We start from the raw sequence: 16,110 nt of genomic DNA on the forward strand, positions 1-16,110 counted from the left end.
GGCATGAGGGGGATGGAACAAAGACAGCGTTTACTTCAATGGCGAACAAGACGCTGTATATGCCGCCACCCCACTCGCCTCAGGCCATCCAACGTCAAGGGCACCAAGGCCACTGAGCGCACCATGGCAAGGATCGGGCGTGGAAGCTCGTTCAGGCATAAGGTTCGAGGCAGCCCGGTATAGGGAAACCAACGCTTACGATAGGAGCCTTGGCGGGCGGAAAGCGGTACGTCGCCCGTGAAACGGGAAGGCACTGCATACCAGGCATAGTTGCCCTTCAACGTTACTATCTCGTCAGGGCCGGGTTGCAGGAATTCGAAATCGATGATCTTGAGACCCTGGCAAGGGTCGTAGATAAGATCTTGTGGATTGAGGTCGATGCACTCGTAACCAAGACGACGATAATGCAGGATGACGGCTCTCACGCGCTCGATGGTCCAGATAGGCAGCAAACCATGGTGAGAAAAAGGCGCCCGAGGCGATAGTATGCGTTCCATCCGGTCGGCATAGCGCTCGAATACCAGGTAATGAGGCCCTACTTCCAGCAGACGCGACACTTCAGGCAAGGAGGCACCTAACTCACGGGCCGTCACTTCACGTTCCAGATAGCGCTCGCGTCCGGGACGAAACGTCTTGCAGATCGCCTCGGTGCCGTGAAAATCCACCAACTCTACCTTGGCCCGGCATAGCTGTTTACTCAGGTCAGCCAGTACCGGGTAAGGCGTCCGAAATGCCGCATTATGCCGCTGGGCTGTCTCACGTATTTTATCGATCTGCTGCGGTACCAGTGTCTTGAGATAGTCATGTGCCTGAGCCGCATTGCAGGACAAATGCACGGGATTGCATTGTTCCTGCGTGGTACCTGCCTGATTGATCTTGGCCCTAATCTTTGCCTTGACCGTAAGCACTCGCACATTGTCGATCCGTCCAGGGGCGTCTCTCGAAGACGTGACTTTCGCGACAGGATGTACATCATGAACGACCAGCAGCTGGGCCGGCAGGCCGCCACTCACCGGCCAGGCATCACGCCCCTGGTCCTCATCGTGAATCCGCTGGGCTAGCGCCTGCCGTTGTCCTTCTATGATCGGCACGTCACACAACACATTGAAACCATAACGATCAAGTAAGCTGCGCAGGGTATCCAGATACGCCAGCCCACGCTCTCTGACCAGTAAAATGCTAATTCCTGATAGCCACTCTTGCTGGTCGTCATTCCATTGTCTGTTCGTCATAGCTTTTCTCCTTGTGCTAAAGAGAGCGCTTTAAAGAGTGCTTGAGAATGCTCTTGAGAATGCTCTTGAGAATGCTCTTGAGAATGCTCTTGAGAATGCTCTTGAGAATGCTCTTGAGAATGCTCTTGAGAATGCTCTTGAGAATGCTCTTGAGAAAGTTATTGCTTTTCACCCTTCCTTGGTTACTGGTTTCAATACGGGCTCGAGACGAGCAACCGCTCTCAAGGTGGCATTTGTCCCCGGGCGCTGACGTCGCGTATGAGGGAGCATTGCCTGACGCGCTTCCCATACCAGATCGGCTATTTCGTCAAGGGGATGGTAGTCCAGAGGTGCCGACTGCAATAGTTGGCGGATACGCAGATGGTCGGTCGCGATAAAGGCCTGCTCCAGTTCCTGTAAAAAAACTTCCAGCCTGGGCCATTCCCAGAAACGCTCTTTCGAGGTCATGATGCGATCGTGACACGTCTTGCTGACGTCATGGCCAATCAACAATTCCTCGAAAAGCTTTTCCCCGGGACGCAAGCCGGAGTAGACGATTTCTATATCCCCTTCCGGATGCTCGGCGTCTTTCACCTCCAGTCCTGAAAGACGCACCATATTCCTGGCCAGATCATGAATGCGTACCGGTTCTCCCATGTCGAGCACGAACACTTCGCCGCCCTCACCCATGGCGCCGGCCTGGATAACCAGCTGGGCGGCTTCGGGAATCGTCATGAAATAACGGGTGATGTCAGGGTGAGTCACTTTGATGGGGCCACCCTGCTCTATCTGCTTGCGAAACACCGGCACAACGGAGCCACTCGACCCCAGGACATTGCCAAAGCGCACCATGCAGAAACGTGTGCCGGACTGCGCATAGGCGAAGGCTTGGCAGATAAGTTCGGTCAAGCGCTTGGAAGCGCCCATGGCATTGGTGGGGCGAACCGCTTTATCGGTGGATACCACCACAAAGGTTTCCACCCCCGCCGCCATCGCTGCCTTGGCCAGGTTCAAGGTACCGAAGACGTTATTGCTTACCCCCTGTACGAGATTGAATTCGACCATCGGCACATGCTTGTAGGCTGCGGCATGGTAGACGGTATGCACCTCGAAGCTTTCGAATACTGCCTTGAGGCTGCCCGAATGCTGCACCGAGATAAGCAGTGGTTTCAGCTCGCAGCGCGACTGGGTGCTATCGATATGCTGTTTCAATTCCTGCTCGATGGCGTAAAGCGCAAATTCGCAATTGTCGACAAGCAGTAGGCGAACGGGATTCTGAGCAAGGATCTGACGGCACAGCTCACTGCCAACCGACCCTCCGGCACCGGTCACCATGACTGCCTTATCGCGAATATTGGCTTCCATCAGCTCGGGAAAGGCAGGCACTGACTCACGGCCGAGTAAATCTTCGAGCGCTACCTCGCGAAGCTCACTGATCTTGGCCCGCCCGGCGATCACATCGGCACTGCCGGGAATCGTCTTGAGAGGCACGGAAAGGTCCGAAAGCCAGTGCAATATCTCGCGGCGGCGCCAACGTGGTGCACTGGGGATAGCCAACAGCACCATGGCGACCTGGTGTTCCTGAACCAGAGCAGCCAGTGTTACCGGCTGATGTACCCGCAGCCCTTCGACCATGGCGCCTTCCAGGCCCCGCCAGTCATCGACGAAAGCCACCGGCTCGTATTCGCCCCCGTTGCGAAGCGCGGCGACCAGCTCGCAACCGGCAGCCCCGGCCCCATAGATCACCACCGGCTTGTGCTGACGACGTTGGCTATGGCGATACAGCTCGCGCAACAGAAAACGCAGGCTACCGATACCCAACAGCAAGAGCAGCGCATAGATAACGATGATGGATGGCCCGATGAAATGTCCCGCCAAGTAACTGGCCGGTGCCACTAACAGGGCCGATGTCACCACGATAATGACGACTGTCGGGACGGTGACATGGCTCATGTAGCGAATCACCACGCGATACAGTCCGAGCCAGTGGAAAAACAAGAGACTTATCGGCACCAACAAGCCGATGGTCATCCACAAGGAACCATTTCTCAGCGGCTGCAGGCTTTCCAGGTGAATCATGGTCGCCAGCTGCAGGCTACCCGCCACGATCACGCCATCCAGCACGCCAAGCACCCTGCGCTTTATCCAACGCGGCGTCATCGATAACGATTTCATTAAACTAGCCATGTTTGCCCCTTTATTCTTTCTTGTCGGCTTTCCTTGCTGGCGGTCCAGTCACGATGCTGACGGCGGCATCTCAGGAGGAATCGAGAACCAGACCATGACTCGAAGTGGCCACCGAGCCTTGCCGATAGAAATGCCAACAGATCACCAGTACCATCCAGAATAGCGTCGCACGCAGGCCGTTATGGGTGGTGGAGTAGATCAAAGGCCCGGCCACTCCAGCCCAGACGTAAAGCGGGGCTCGACGCAGGGCAATGGCGATGGTCAACAAGAAAAGCACCAGCCCCGGCAGGCCATAGGCAAACAACATGTTGACGAAGGAGGAATGAATTTCGTGCCCATCGTAGGGAGCGAAACGTTCGTTTTCGCCTTCTCCCGCCCCGAAGATGGCGTATTCGGGAAAATTCATCAGCCGGTCGAACTTGCGCTCTTCATAGACGCTATCCACCTTGCCTGGTGCTCTGTCCATGCGCGCTTCCAGGTTGCGCAACACTTGCCCGTCCGAACTGATATTGGCCACCAACACTCCCCCCAGCAGCAGAGGGAGCAACAACAACAGGCGAGCGAAGTACTTGACCTGTCGGGCATTAGCCATGGCCCAGCCGACTAATACCATGACGCCCCCTCCCATGGCTGCCAACGACGAAGCCGCTAGAATCCCCAGCACGCCGGAAGCCAGCCCGGCCAAACTCAAGAATCTCATCTGTGGGTGAAAATCATCGAGCAACAACAGCACCACCACGCCACATAGCGAAAAATAGGCCAGCTGATTGGGGTTGTTGAAACTTCCGGTGGTACGGTTGATCCCTAAAGCCAATTGCACCAACACTTGGCTACCCGCGATCAGTAGCGCAATGGATACACCATTGCGGATAATCCCCTTGGCGCGTTCGCCGTAAACACTCAGAAAACGCAGCAAGGCGATACCTACCAGGAAATTGAACAGGAAAAATTGGGCGGGCCTGAAAAAGCTGGTGGTTCCCATCACCAACGTCCAGCCAAGGCACACCAGCACCACCCAGAGCACCATCATTCCCCAGCATATGGCGAAGGGTGAGACTTTCAGACGTTCGTCTCCCAATGACATTACAAGCATCGCGCCGGCAAAGCCGATCAATGCAAAATCAGTCATCTGCGGCCCACCGCTGGGAAACAAATAAAGGCTGCTTAGTGAAAGACCCAGGAACAGCAGTAGCGCACCGATTAGATTCATGGCGACACCTTTTTTCTACCGTGGCTAGAGATTAGCCATCATCTGGAAGGTATGGTTACGGCTGGCCAGGTCGTCGTAGGTACCGGCATCGCTCACCCGGCCGTCCTCGAGCATATAGATGATGTCGCATTCCTTGACCGTCGCCAGGCGATGGGCAATCAGCACCACGGTCATCTGGCCGGAAAACCGCTGGATGTCTTCCATGACGCGACGCTCGGTAATGCCGTCCAGGGCGCTGGTGGCTTCGTCGAACACCAATACTCTGGCTTGCTGGTAAAGGGCGCGGGCGATACCCAGACGTTGGCGCTGGCCTCCTGATATCTGCACACCACGCTCACCTATCCGTGTTTCGAGACCTTCAGGAAATTTTTCGATCAGATCGTCGAGTTGCGCCATATGCAGCGCCTCCTTGACTCTCTCTACATCGATATCCTTGCGATCAATCGCAAAGGCAACGTTTTCCAGGATGCTGGCATCGGACAAAAATATCTGTTGCGGAACAAAACCGATGCCCGCCTGCCAATGGCGCAAGTTTTCCTGCGTCAGGGGTACATCATCGATCAGGATTTGGCCTTTCTGAGGTTCAACCAGGCCCAGCAATAGATCCACGGCGGTACTCTTGCCACTGCCAGAGGCTCCCACCAGACCCACCATCTGGTTGACTGGAATCGTCAGCGTCAGCCCATCCAGTGCCAATGCCCGTGTTCCGGGGTAGTCGAAGACCACGTCCTGCAGCTTGATCTCTCGCCGAGGCACCCATGGCGTTAGCCGCGCATCCGGCTGAGCCTCAATGGCTGCGTAACCTTTTTCCGATTCACTGCGGCTCGCGGTCAAATCTTCACGAATCGTGTCATAGGCCGCCAAGTTGCCGCGGATTTTGGTGATAGACGTATAGATCTTCTGGAAACCGGGCAGCATCTTGAAACCGGCCAAGGCATAGATCGAGAGGGCCGGCAGAATTGCGCCCAGGTTACCTTCGTAGAGGTTAAGCAGATAAAGCACCAGCAAGATCAGCGAACCGAAAGCCACCAGTTCGATGGCGTAACGCGGGGCTTCACTTAATCCCTGTGTCACTCCCTGGCCCCGCGCAATGCGATTGCTGGCCTTCTCGAAACGCGAGGTAAACCCCGCCTGGCGATGCAATAAAAGCAGATCCTTGATGCCGCCGAATCCTTCGCTCATCAGCTTGAAGCGTTTGGATTGAGCCTCGGAAACCCGCTTTCCATGAATGGTCAGAAAACGGCGCACCGTTTGATAAAGCAGTAGATAGGCGCCAATGAAAATCACCAAACCGGATATCGCCACCACCGGGTTGTAGAGAAATATCGCCAGGGTCATCAGGGTCACCATGACCGACTTGGCATTGAGTTCCATGGCAGGATTGATGATCTTTGTGGTCACTCGTTGGACTTCCGCGGATACCTTGTTGACCAGGTCGCTGGTGTTCTGACTGGAATGAAACAACCACGGCTGGTGCAGGTAATAGCGATAGAGGCGACTCGAGAGCTCCGCCCCCACCTGAGCGCTGTAGAGCGCCAATCGCCAAGTGGTATACATGGAAAACACTGCTGCCAATAACAGCACGCCGAGCACCATGGCGCCCAATAAGCTCAGGAAATTCTTGGGGCTTTGCATGCCGCTGAAGGCATAAGCCCAGGCAAGCCAGCCATCCCCCTGGAGCTTGCTCATGTCACCCACCACCGCCATGAAAGGACCAATGGCGATCACACTGGCGATCTGAGCCAGGGCCATGATAATGATCAGCATCTGGAGCCTCAGCAATCGACGCCGTTGTTGCTGAGTCAATAATGAATAGAATTCGCGTAATTGCTTCAGCATAGTGGATCACCGGTAAGCATAGAGGTAGCTGCCGTAGTAACCGTGGCGGCTACTGGTCGGCTTCTTCACGCCGTTCAGAATCCCACCCTTGAGTCTTACGCCGGCATTCTCCAGGCGGCGCTTGGCGGCCTTGATTTCCCCGGGGGGGTTACGGTCGAAACGCACCACCATCAAGCTGGTGCCGACCAACTTGCCTACTACCGTGGCATCGGTCACCGCGAGTATCGGCGGCGTATCCACTATCACCAGGTCGTAGCGTTGGCTCATCGCCTCAAGAAAATCGTGGAAGCTGTGCTGCATCAAGAGCTCCGATGGATTGGGCGGCACACTTCCGCGTGCCACATAATCCAGCCCTTTCAGATCGCTATGACGAACGGCCTCCTCCACGCCGATACGCCGTGCCAACAACTCTGAAAGTCCCTTTACGCCCTTGCCATGAAAGGCATGGTGCAAGTGACCACGGCGCATATCGGCATCGATCAACAGCACTTTCTGACCGGCCTGGGCGCATACCGCCGCCAGGTTGGCCGCCACGAAGCTCTTGCCGACCCCCGGGCTCGCCCCGGTAATCATCAACCGATTATTATCGGATTCGAGCATGGCGAAATAGAGACTGGTACGCAGCCCGCGCAAGGCTTCCACCGCAATTTCGGCGGGTTTCTTGATGGCCAGCAAGCCTCGGAAAACTTCCTGGGCCTTCTTGGAACGGCGCGGGCGGATTCGCTCGGTGAGTCCCGCCTGTTCGCCGGAATCCGGCAGCGTGGCATAGACAGGCAGCCCCAACTCTTCAAGCTGCTCGGGCGTCTTGATCGCTCGGCTGAGCAACAAGCGCACCACTATCAGCATGGTCGCCAGCAACGCCCCAACCAAGCCACTGACCCCGGCTATCAGAGGAATGCGCGGTGCGATGGTGCCGGGGTTGAGCATGGCGGCATCCAGGATACGTACGTTACCCACGGTGCCGGCCTTGACCAGGCGCATCTCTTGAAGCTGATTGAGCAGCTGCACGTACACTTGTTGATTGACCTGGCTATCCCGGGTCAGGCGCAGTACTTCCTGCTGGGTCTCGGGTAACTCATTGACCTGGGCATTGAGACGGTCACGCTCGGCTTCAAGCTGGGCGCGCTGTCTCAGCAGTGTCTGATAGTTGGGGTGCGAGGGACGGTACCGTTCAGCCAGGTCAGCCTCCCGCATGGCCAGCTCACTGAGTTGGTTTTCCACCTCTACTACCCGAGTGAGCAGGTTTTGGGTCTCGAACGTCAGGTCCACGGAGTCGCGTTGCGCCCGGTAGTCGTTGAGCATTCCCTCGGCATCGGACAGTTGATCGCTAACCTTGGGAATCTGCTCGTTGAGAAAGGCGATCTGCTTCTCCGCTTCTTCGGAATGACGTTGCACGTTCTGGGTCAGGAAGACCCCGGTCAAGGTATCCAACGTCGGCTGGATCTGATCACGATCCGCACCGCTCAGTGTCAGTTCATACACCCCCGAATCAACGCCTCGCGGCATGATCTCGAAACGCCGTTTCAAATCCTTTATCGCATTAAGGGAAGACGTCCGCTCCAAGATGAATTCTGCACCGGGGTGCGCTTTCGCCTGGCTGACAAAAAGACGATACCCCAATGCATCGTCCTGAACCGTCTCCCCGACTTTACCGGTAAGTAGCGTTACTTCTTCCAGCAGCAACTCGAAATTGCCGTCTTCCATGAGGCGCAGCACATGCTTACTTCCCACGTTTTCATCGGGCACATCAAAACGTGCAACGCCTAGCGACTCACCGGCCCACACATAAGGATTGTTCCAATCGCTATCCTCGGAACCCGCCACCCATTCGCGCATGAATGCTGGCGTAAGGCTTTCGAACCACGCCTGGTTAATCCCATGATTGACTAGGAAGTCCCCCACCACCGGCAGCCGGCGCGGCTCGACCTGAATGGCCAGATCCTGCCGGTCAGCGGTTTCTCCCAACACCATGCGCGACTGCAGTATTTCAAGTTCGGCGGAGGTAGGGTTACCTTGCTGCTGCTCCCCCAGTGACTCCATAAGCGCCAAGTTTGAACCTTGGCTCTCTATCTGAACCAAGGCATCCGCCTGATAGATTCCCGGCTGAGAACTGGCGTGAAAATAGCCGGCCAGCAGAAAAAGTCCCGTCATCGACACGATCAACCAGCGGTGGTCGGAAAGTGTGTCTACCAACTTGCGCAGATTAAGGTCATCGCCCTCTTGGGGCGCAGACGATGACGAAGGTGGTGGGGGAAAGTAAGTCATGGTCATGCCTCATCACTCGTGAAATATCATTCAAATCGGTACTTACAGGTCACCGACATCCGTGGCGACAGTCGCGACATCACCCGGCAGGCTGACCGAAGGCAGCAGCAGCGAGATCACGGTGTTCCAGCGAGCCAGCGGTGCCGACGTCACGTACACCACATCCTGCGGCTGGAGAGGAAAGCGTGTTCCCAGCAATAGGCGCGTGGCATCGCGAATATCCAGCTGATAGATGGTGGCAATCTTCTCGCTACCGGGCGGGTTTCCTCGTATCACGAAAATACCCGAGGGCTCGGCACGGCTTTCATTCACCCCACCGGCTCTTCCCAAGGCGTCCGTCAAGGTGATGCGTTCGTTACCCAAGGCAAGCGCACCGGGACGTATCACTTGACCCATCACGATAACGTTCTGGTTTTCCATGGTCGGGACATGCAGCAGATCGCCATCACGCAGTAAGCGGTTCTGAGTCATATCTCCTTGGCGCATCATGGCGTAGAGCGAGATGTCTTCTTCGCTACCATTGCGGCTCAACGTGACGTTGCGCCAGTCCGCATTATCAAGCGCCCCGCCTACTTCACTGATGGCATCGAGTACCGTCATCGGCACGATGGTCAATGGCAGGGTGCCGGGGGTTTCCACAGCGCCACTGATATAGACTTTCTGGGAGTTGAACGCCGCAATGCCGACTTCTACCTGAGGCTCGGTGATCACTTCGGAAAGCCGCCGGGTGATCAACTGACGTACTTCGTCAAGCGTCATTCCCTCGACCTTTACGCGCCCCACATAGGGATAGAACATGGTGCCGTTGGGACGTATCCGATTCCCGGTTTCCGCAGCAGAGCGCTCGGCACCGGCGGGAATGGTCAGCTCGGGATGGTCATAGACAATCACGCTCAGGATGTCGCCAGGTCCCACGCGGTACTCGTAGCCCTGCACTTCCTGATCCAATGCCTGGGGAGTTGCCTGGGTGGGTGCTTCCCTCACGTGCATCGCGTCCACCAGGTCCGGCGTGATCGGCTGCACGGTCACTCGCCCATCCAGCGATTGTCCAAGCTCGCTTTCATCAATATGTCCACCAGGGGCCATGGCACAGCCACTCAGCACCCCCAGGAGCATGATCAACATCAGACAGCGAACCAGTCGCATCGGGCGCTCGCTAGGTTCTGCCTCTTCTATTTCATTGAATTTATTCATTCTTTGCTCCCTGTACTTTGTGTCTTGCCACGCTACCGCCCGGGGATTGTGTTCAGGCATTTCCCAGAGCCTTATTGGAAATTCGTCCTGGCGATGCCAACCCGCGTATCGCCATGAGACATGACTGCCAATTCGGCAGACAAACACAAGTTTACATAACAATACAAATAGCGCATTACCATTTACATAAGCGTGGCGGGGTGAGACAACTAACGCCTAGCACTCGTGGAAAAGTGCGGCTTATCATCATAAAAAAAGGAAAAACATCATGCCAGGTAGGGTTGAAGCGGAATTAATTTAAAGCTATATATTTCTTTAAATTCATATACTTATAAAAAAACAAGGTATTAGTCAAGTTATCATGGGTATTCATAAGTCTTCTTATCATGACTCGAAGAAAAGCCTGCCAACAAAGAACACTCTGTAACTTAAAGCGTTACATAAGTACTTCACTGTTAGCCTAGGCACTTAACTGAGAAAGGATTTTCAATAAGAAATGGACCCGAGCCTGGCATGCCGAATCGGCAACATTGCAGGTAGATCCAAGATAAGGAGGGAAAAGGGAATCTTTAGCCAGAGTCTAGAGTTTTTCAGCCCACAGGCGGGTGGCCTCTTTCAGCAGCGCATGGACATGCTCGAAAATCTCCATATTTTTGCGATAAGGATCGGGGATATCTTGTCCTTCGCCATCATCCAGCCAACGACCAAGCAAGAGTGTCTTACCCAAGGCTTGCGGTGCTTGTTTTCCCACGGCACGGCGCTGGCCTTCGGACATAACCAGAATAAGATCGGCTTCCTGGATCATCGTCGCTGTCAATTGCCGTCCCTGATGGTGGGTGACATCCAGACCCTCGGCCTCGGCCAATTCACGCGCAAGTGGTGAGACAGGCTTACCTTCCAGTGCGCCTAGGCCGGCAGAACTGATCTGACGCTCGGGCAGTTGTTGTCTAAGAAATGCCTCGGCCACAGGGCTACGGCAGATGTTGCCGGTACAGACCACCAGAATACGCTTGAACATGGCTTACTTATCTCCCGGTAAGCGAAGGTGCAGGTTGTTGTCAAATGTCATGTTTAATGCTCCCACTGAATGGCAAACAGCCCAAGTGCTTCATAAATGGCGCGTTCGGCCTTGCGCAACTCACGCGCCGAAGGTATCCAATAAGCCAGCCCGAAACCCTCGGTCCTATTAGCCAAGAAATGCGTAGGGGCAGCCACGGGCGCCAAACCTGCCACTTCGAAATGACGCATCGCACGTGGCATATGCGACGCTGATGTCACCAGCAACACTTGAGCGTCTTCGCCGAGCAATGCCTGCACCGCCTTGGCCTCTGCGATCGTATCATTAGGCGATGCCAGCCACGATCGGCACTCTCAATGCTTCTGCCGCCTCGGCATAGCCCTGTGCCATGGCCATTTCCGAGCCCGTTCCACCCCCTGATACCAGCAACGGCAAACTTGGCCGCTGATACCATACTCGGGAACTTGAACCCAAAGGAAAATCAGCCAGCTGGCATACACTGCAATTCCTGCAGGATAGGCGAAAAAAGAATAACTCAAGCCAAAGCCCATGAAGGCAATCGGCAGCAACACGCCGGCCACGGCAAAGGACCGCTGGATGGGGTTCTCGGCACGCAAACCTGGCAGAAAACGCCATAAGGGAACCAGATACAACGCCAATACCATCAAAAATCCCGGCAAGCCTCTGCGCACCCAGGCATCCAGAAGGTCGTTGTGAGCATGCCAGTAATTGCCTAACTCGGGGCTTAGTACGCCCTTTTCCTCTAGCACCTGCATGGCGGGCTGATAGCCTTGGTGGCCATAACCCACCAAGGGATGCTCACGAATCAACAGCAATGCGCCACGGTACATTTCCAGGCGAGCACCGACGGAGCCATAGTCCGCGCTTTCAATGTAGCGGCGTACTTCAGCCACCGCCTTGTCCACCCGTTTTTCCACGCCGCTTTGCGGGGTCACATACACCGCCATGATTACCGCTAGCACCGCACTCAGCACCAGCCAACGCCACGCCACCGGCCATCGGCACGCATAGCCGCGATAGAACACCCCTATCACCAGCGGCAATGCCAGCCACCCACCCCGAGTACCCGACAGCGCCGAGGCCAGCCCACCTCCCGCGGCGCCACTCAGTAACAGCGCCACCCAAAAAAATCTTGTGGTTCGCTGTTGCCAGGCCCAACCCAGCCCAGCCAGACATAACAGGGCACTCAATAACGCAAGATTGCCGAAGAAGATGGAATGTAGCGGTGGATGCCCTGTGGCACGGGTCAAACCCACCGCCAGTTTTTGCCACGCAGCCCAACCCCCCACGCCCAAGCCGCTCACAGCCAGCCCGGCCCACCACGCCGAAAGCCGTGGCGGAACGGCGCGAAGCATTACCAACACCAATGCCGCGAGCCAGGCGGCACCCGCCAATGGCAAGGCTTGCCGCAAGCTGTCATGCCAAGCACCTACCGCAAGTTCGACCATGCCCACCCCTAGCAGTAACACCAGAAAGAGCCCATCACCGCGCTTTATTGATTGCTTTAAGCAGCCCTGTGCTCCTCGTTTTTTCCAGGCAAGCATCCCCCACACCAAGGTAAACGCCAACCCCAGCCAATAGCCCAAGGGCACCAATAGCGGCAAGGTGGTGATTGCTACAGCCTGCATGCATTGTTTGCCTTGTCGATCATAGGAGTACGTATGCTTTAGTATTCCATCCGATCTTCGTCTACAGGAACTCGCTGGACGACCTTGTCTAACGGGAGAACGAAACGAAATGCTATTGATTAGATAAAAAAGGTAACACTAGGAGGAATCCAGTGCGGCGCCAAAACGTCATCATGACCTAGGGATTTTTCTCAAACTCGGGATACGGCCAGACTCCTACTTAACCATCAGCTGGGACAGGAGTTGTTTGATCGGTTCAATGATTAGCGTGGTTGTCTCAGAACCAACCCTTGCGACGAAACAGCCATATCAAGCTAATGCCAATTCCCAACATTACCCCCCATACTACAAAGTAGGCGTAGCGGAAGGTCAGTTCAGGCATGTATTCGAAGTTCATCCCGTAGATGCCGGCGACGAAAGTCAGCGGCACGAAAATCGCGGTAATCACCGTCAAGACACGCATGGTGATATTGAGTTGGTGAGAAGCAATCGAGATATAGCCGTTCACCAGATCGCCGCAGATGTCGTAATACATCTGGGTCAGGCTGTAGAGACGCTCAAAGCGTTCATAGACATCATTGATCGCGTGCAGCGTTTCGGCCACATCGCGCGGAAGGTGACGATAATCGTAGGCGATCAATTCTTGGGTGATCCCCTGATGATAACTGAAAATGCGCCGCATCTTGACCAGGCGTGAACGATACAGGGTGATGCGGCGCATCAAGTCATCGTTACCCGCTTCCAGCAACTCATCTTCAAGGTCACTCAGCTCGGTTTCAAATTCCAGCAGCCCATCAATGTAAAACCCGGCCGAGATATACATCACCTTGAGCGCCACCTGTTCCGGTGACTTCTGCAGCAGTGCCTCACCCTGGTCGTTATGTAGCCGCTCGACGCTTAGCGCCCGGCTCGGGTGGAGGCTGATCAAGAAACGTTCGCCAATAAAAAAGCAAAGCGGTTGCGGCACGTAATTGAGTTCACCGTCGAAGGAGGAAATCCCCCGATAGATAATCAATGTATGCGTTTCGAATTCTTCTATCTTGGGCGGATGACGCTCCCGATGCGCATCATTAATCGCCATGGGATGGCAATCGAAGGCTTCCAGCAAGGCACGCTCGCTGTCCTGCGTTTCCCCCTGCATATCAATCCAGATATGCGCATCTGTCGAGTCGCGCCAGGTGGCGATCAATTCTTCTCCGCCCTGATGGGACTCGCCATCGGGAAAAACCAGCATCGTGCGTAACATACCACCTCCGGCGTTCAAGGAATCATGGACTCGAGCATTCTCAACTCGTCGACTTGGCTACTGCCTTCGCGGCATGAGCCAGGCAAGCAACAGGCTGACCAGTGTCGAGGCGATCAGTGCGCCCAGAAAAGGCGCCAAGGTAGGAATGCTGTGCGGAAAACTTGCCGCCAGAACTCCCTCGACCAGGCTTCCTTGGATTATCCAGCCTGGCAACACGGCGCCGAGCATGCCCGCCACACCTCCGGCCACGGCGGAAAAGGCGCTCATCCGCTGCCACAGGCCCAATAGCACAGGCACCACGATGGCCGCGCACAGCAAATCGGCAATCAGGAACAGCCGCAGTACCGAAAGCCCCTGCAAGGCGACGATGACCACCGGCACCATCAACGCCACCGTCACCAGCCGGGCGGCACCGATCGACAACCCGCGCTTGCCGGAATCCGCCACCACCAGGGAGACAATCCCGTTTTGCAAGGTATCCACACTCGAGGCCACTAGGGTCACCGCCAGCACCAGAGCGGGTAGCGCCAACCAGGCCGGGGCCTGGCTGAGCAAGGCAAAAAATGGAATCGGCGGCTCGCCCAGTGCTACGCCGCTCATCGCCGCCAGCATACCCAAGCCTCCTACCACCATCACCACAATGACGGTAATGCCGCCGCCCAGCCAGGCGCCCAGCCCCAAGGCCCTATCGTCGCGCGCTGCCCACACCCGCTGCCAATAACCTTGATGGAAGAGGTTGGCTGCGGTGACCGCGATCACCAGGGTCAAGGCAACGCTCAGGGCCCCTGTGACCGGGATGGCGGGCATCACTGCCTCCATCGGCATCTCGGGCAAGCGTAGCCAAGCGACACCCCCCACCAGCGCCAGCAAGGCAATCAACAGCCATGCTTGCCAACGGTCGGTGGCCAGGCTCGCCCGCAACCCTCCCAGTGCCGTGTAAAGCAGTGTGGTCAGCGCCACCCCGATCACCACCAAGGCGGGCGGCACATCGGAAAGCAAGGCGGTAATTGCGCCGATCGCGGTCAACTCCGCGGCAAGAAAGCAGGCCATGTAAAGCACCGAGACCAGCGATACCCAGCGGCGAACCCCGGCGCCGTAACAAGCTTCGGCAAACTCGCCGATACTGCGCCCTTGCGGTAAGTGACGGCGAATTTTCGGCCCATAAAGCCCCAGTACAATGAACGGCAGTGCCGAGCCGATGGCATAACCCGCCAGGGCCAGCGGGCCGACAAAGGCACCGATCTCCGGCGGCGCAAACAGTATCCACGCCCCCATGCCCGATGCCAGAAACGAGAGCCCCAGCGTCGAGGCGTTTTGTGAATTACGTGCCGTGACGTAATCATCCAGGGGGCCGTCGACACGGCGCGCCCGTAGCCCGAGAAACGCAAAACACACAAGCGCCGCGACGAGCACGGCAGACGTCAGGTAAGGCATGTCGCACTTCCTCCGCCGGTATCAACCGGATCAGGTTCCAGGGTCAGCGCCTGGCGCTATCTCAGTCCCGCCTCGAAATATATGGTGGGACTCCCCTGGCGACAGTGAGTGGAATGTGAAATCAGCCGAAGCCGAGAGCGGCATGATCCTTTAGCCGTGCTGGATTTGCAAAGCCCTCCCGGGACCAGTCGATAGAGCGTGGCATATTTTACATGGCCGCCTTGTCCCTCGGCACACGTCCCATCAGATAGAATTCTTCATTGGGTGGCGTCCCGGCAAGCGTGACCAGGCGATTGGACAAGCTGAAAAACGCCGCCACCGCGCCGATGTCCCAGATATCATCCTGGGTGAAACCGGCCGCCATCAGGCGTGACTCCCAATCGCTGGTCAGCTCGCCCACGCTCAGGCTGCAGTGCATGGCGAAGTCCAGCATTGTCTGCTGGCGCTCGTTGATCGATGCCAGCTGATAGTTGATTGCCACCTGGTCGGCAAGGAGCGGGTTCTTGCTGTAGATGCGCAACAGGGCGCCATGGGCCACCACGCAATACAGGCAAGCGTTACGCGCGCTGGTGGCCACCACGATCATCTCTTTTTCAGCCTTGGTGAGGGTATCAGACTCACGCTCCATCAAGGCATCGTGGTAGGCGAAGAAAGCCCGAAACTCCGCCGGGCGATGGGCCAGCATCAAGAAGACATTGGGCACGAAGCCGGCTTTCTCCTGGACCGCCAAGAGGGTGGAATGAATATCTTCCGGCAGGTCTTCCAGGGTTTCCGGAAGAGGAAAACGACTGATCGGCATGCTCATGATGTTTCCTTGTTTTTGTGGAACAGCGTTTATACGCAAAAGTGCAGCATGA

Annotated in this window: 13 protein-coding genes and 1 riboswitch; all 13 genes read right to left on the reverse strand. The window is 56.3% G+C overall.

Annotated features, from left to right (window positions below):
• Window positions 1-35 precede the first annotated feature (35 nt).
• On the reverse strand, window positions 36-1,232 hold the full coding sequence (locus tag LG290_RS12730) for a hypothetical protein (RefSeq protein ID WP_499835125.1): 1,197 nt from the start codon (window positions 1,230-1,232) through the stop codon (window positions 36-38).
• A 16-nt stretch (window positions 1,233-1,248) separates the two neighbouring features.
• Window positions 1,249-1,404, reverse strand: coding sequence for a hypothetical protein (locus tag LG290_RS12735; RefSeq protein ID WP_499835126.1), 156 nt, complete (start codon window positions 1,402-1,404; stop codon window positions 1,249-1,251).
• Window positions 1,401-3,398, reverse strand: a complete 1,998-nt coding sequence (locus LG290_RS12740) for a polysaccharide biosynthesis protein (RefSeq protein WP_499835127.1) — start codon at window positions 3,396-3,398, stop codon at window positions 1,401-1,403. The genes LG290_RS12735 and LG290_RS12740 overlap by 4 nt, the downstream gene beginning before the upstream one ends.
• A gap of 70 nt (window positions 3,399-3,468) precedes the next feature.
• Complete coding sequence (locus LG290_RS12745) at window positions 3,469-4,608, reverse strand: O-antigen ligase family protein (protein WP_499835128.1); 1,140 nt, start codon at window positions 4,606-4,608, stop codon at window positions 3,469-3,471.
• Window positions 4,609-4,632: 24 nt separating this feature from the next.
• Window positions 4,633-6,447, reverse strand: a complete 1,815-nt coding sequence (locus LG290_RS12750) for an ABC transporter ATP-binding protein (RefSeq protein ID WP_499835129.1) — start codon at window positions 6,445-6,447, stop codon at window positions 4,633-4,635.
• Window positions 6,448-6,453: 6 nt separating this feature from the next.
• Window positions 6,454-8,712 (reverse strand): polysaccharide biosynthesis tyrosine autokinase, encoded by a 2,259-nt coding sequence (locus tag LG290_RS12755; RefSeq protein ID WP_499835130.1) that lies wholly within the window; start codon window positions 8,710-8,712, stop codon window positions 6,454-6,456.
• Between the two features lie 42 nt (window positions 8,713-8,754).
• Window positions 8,755-9,906: a polysaccharide export protein gene (locus LG290_RS12760; protein WP_499835131.1), complete on the reverse strand. Its 1,152-nt coding sequence runs from the start codon at window positions 9,904-9,906 to the stop codon at window positions 8,755-8,757.
• Window positions 9,907-10,486: 580 nt separating this feature from the next.
• Window positions 10,487-10,924 carry a low molecular weight protein-tyrosine-phosphatase gene (locus LG290_RS12765; protein ID WP_499835132.1) on the reverse strand — a complete coding sequence of 146 codons (438 nt, stop codon included), beginning with the start codon at window positions 10,922-10,924 and terminating at the stop codon, window positions 10,487-10,489.
• A gap of 53 nt (window positions 10,925-10,977) precedes the next feature.
• Window positions 10,978-11,223, reverse strand: a complete 246-nt coding sequence (locus tag LG290_RS12770) for an ElyC/SanA/YdcF family protein (RefSeq protein WP_499835133.1) — start codon at window positions 11,221-11,223, stop codon at window positions 10,978-10,980.
• A gap of 54 nt (window positions 11,224-11,277) precedes the next feature.
• Window positions 11,278-12,573, reverse strand: coding sequence for an O-antigen ligase family protein (locus LG290_RS12775; protein WP_499835134.1), 1,296 nt, complete (start codon window positions 12,571-12,573; stop codon window positions 11,278-11,280).
• Between the two features lie 277 nt (window positions 12,574-12,850).
• The gene (locus tag LG290_RS12780; protein WP_499835135.1) at window positions 12,851-13,819 is read right to left on the reverse strand and encodes a magnesium transporter CorA family protein; all 969 of its coding nucleotides are present in this window, start codon (window positions 13,817-13,819) and stop codon (window positions 12,851-12,853) included.
• Between the two features lie 57 nt (window positions 13,820-13,876).
• Window positions 13,877-15,253, reverse strand: a complete 1,377-nt coding sequence (locus tag LG290_RS12785; RefSeq protein WP_499835136.1) for an SLC5/6 family protein — start codon at window positions 15,251-15,253, stop codon at window positions 13,877-13,879.
• A riboswitch (TPP riboswitch) is annotated at window positions 15,243-15,360 on the reverse strand. It overlaps the preceding gene by 11 nt.
• Before the next feature lie 101 nt (window positions 15,361-15,461).
• Window positions 15,462-16,058 carry a peroxidase-related enzyme gene (locus LG290_RS12790; protein ID WP_499835137.1) on the reverse strand — a complete coding sequence of 199 codons (597 nt, stop codon included), beginning with the start codon at window positions 16,056-16,058 and terminating at the stop codon, window positions 15,462-15,464.
• Between the last annotated feature and the right edge of the window lie 52 nt (window positions 16,059-16,110).

The sequence above is a fragment of the Halomonas sediminis genome, assembly GCF_044871105.1.
In the GTDB taxonomy this organism is placed as follows: Bacteria; Pseudomonadota; Gammaproteobacteria; order Pseudomonadales; family Halomonadaceae; genus Vreelandella; species Vreelandella zhuhanensis.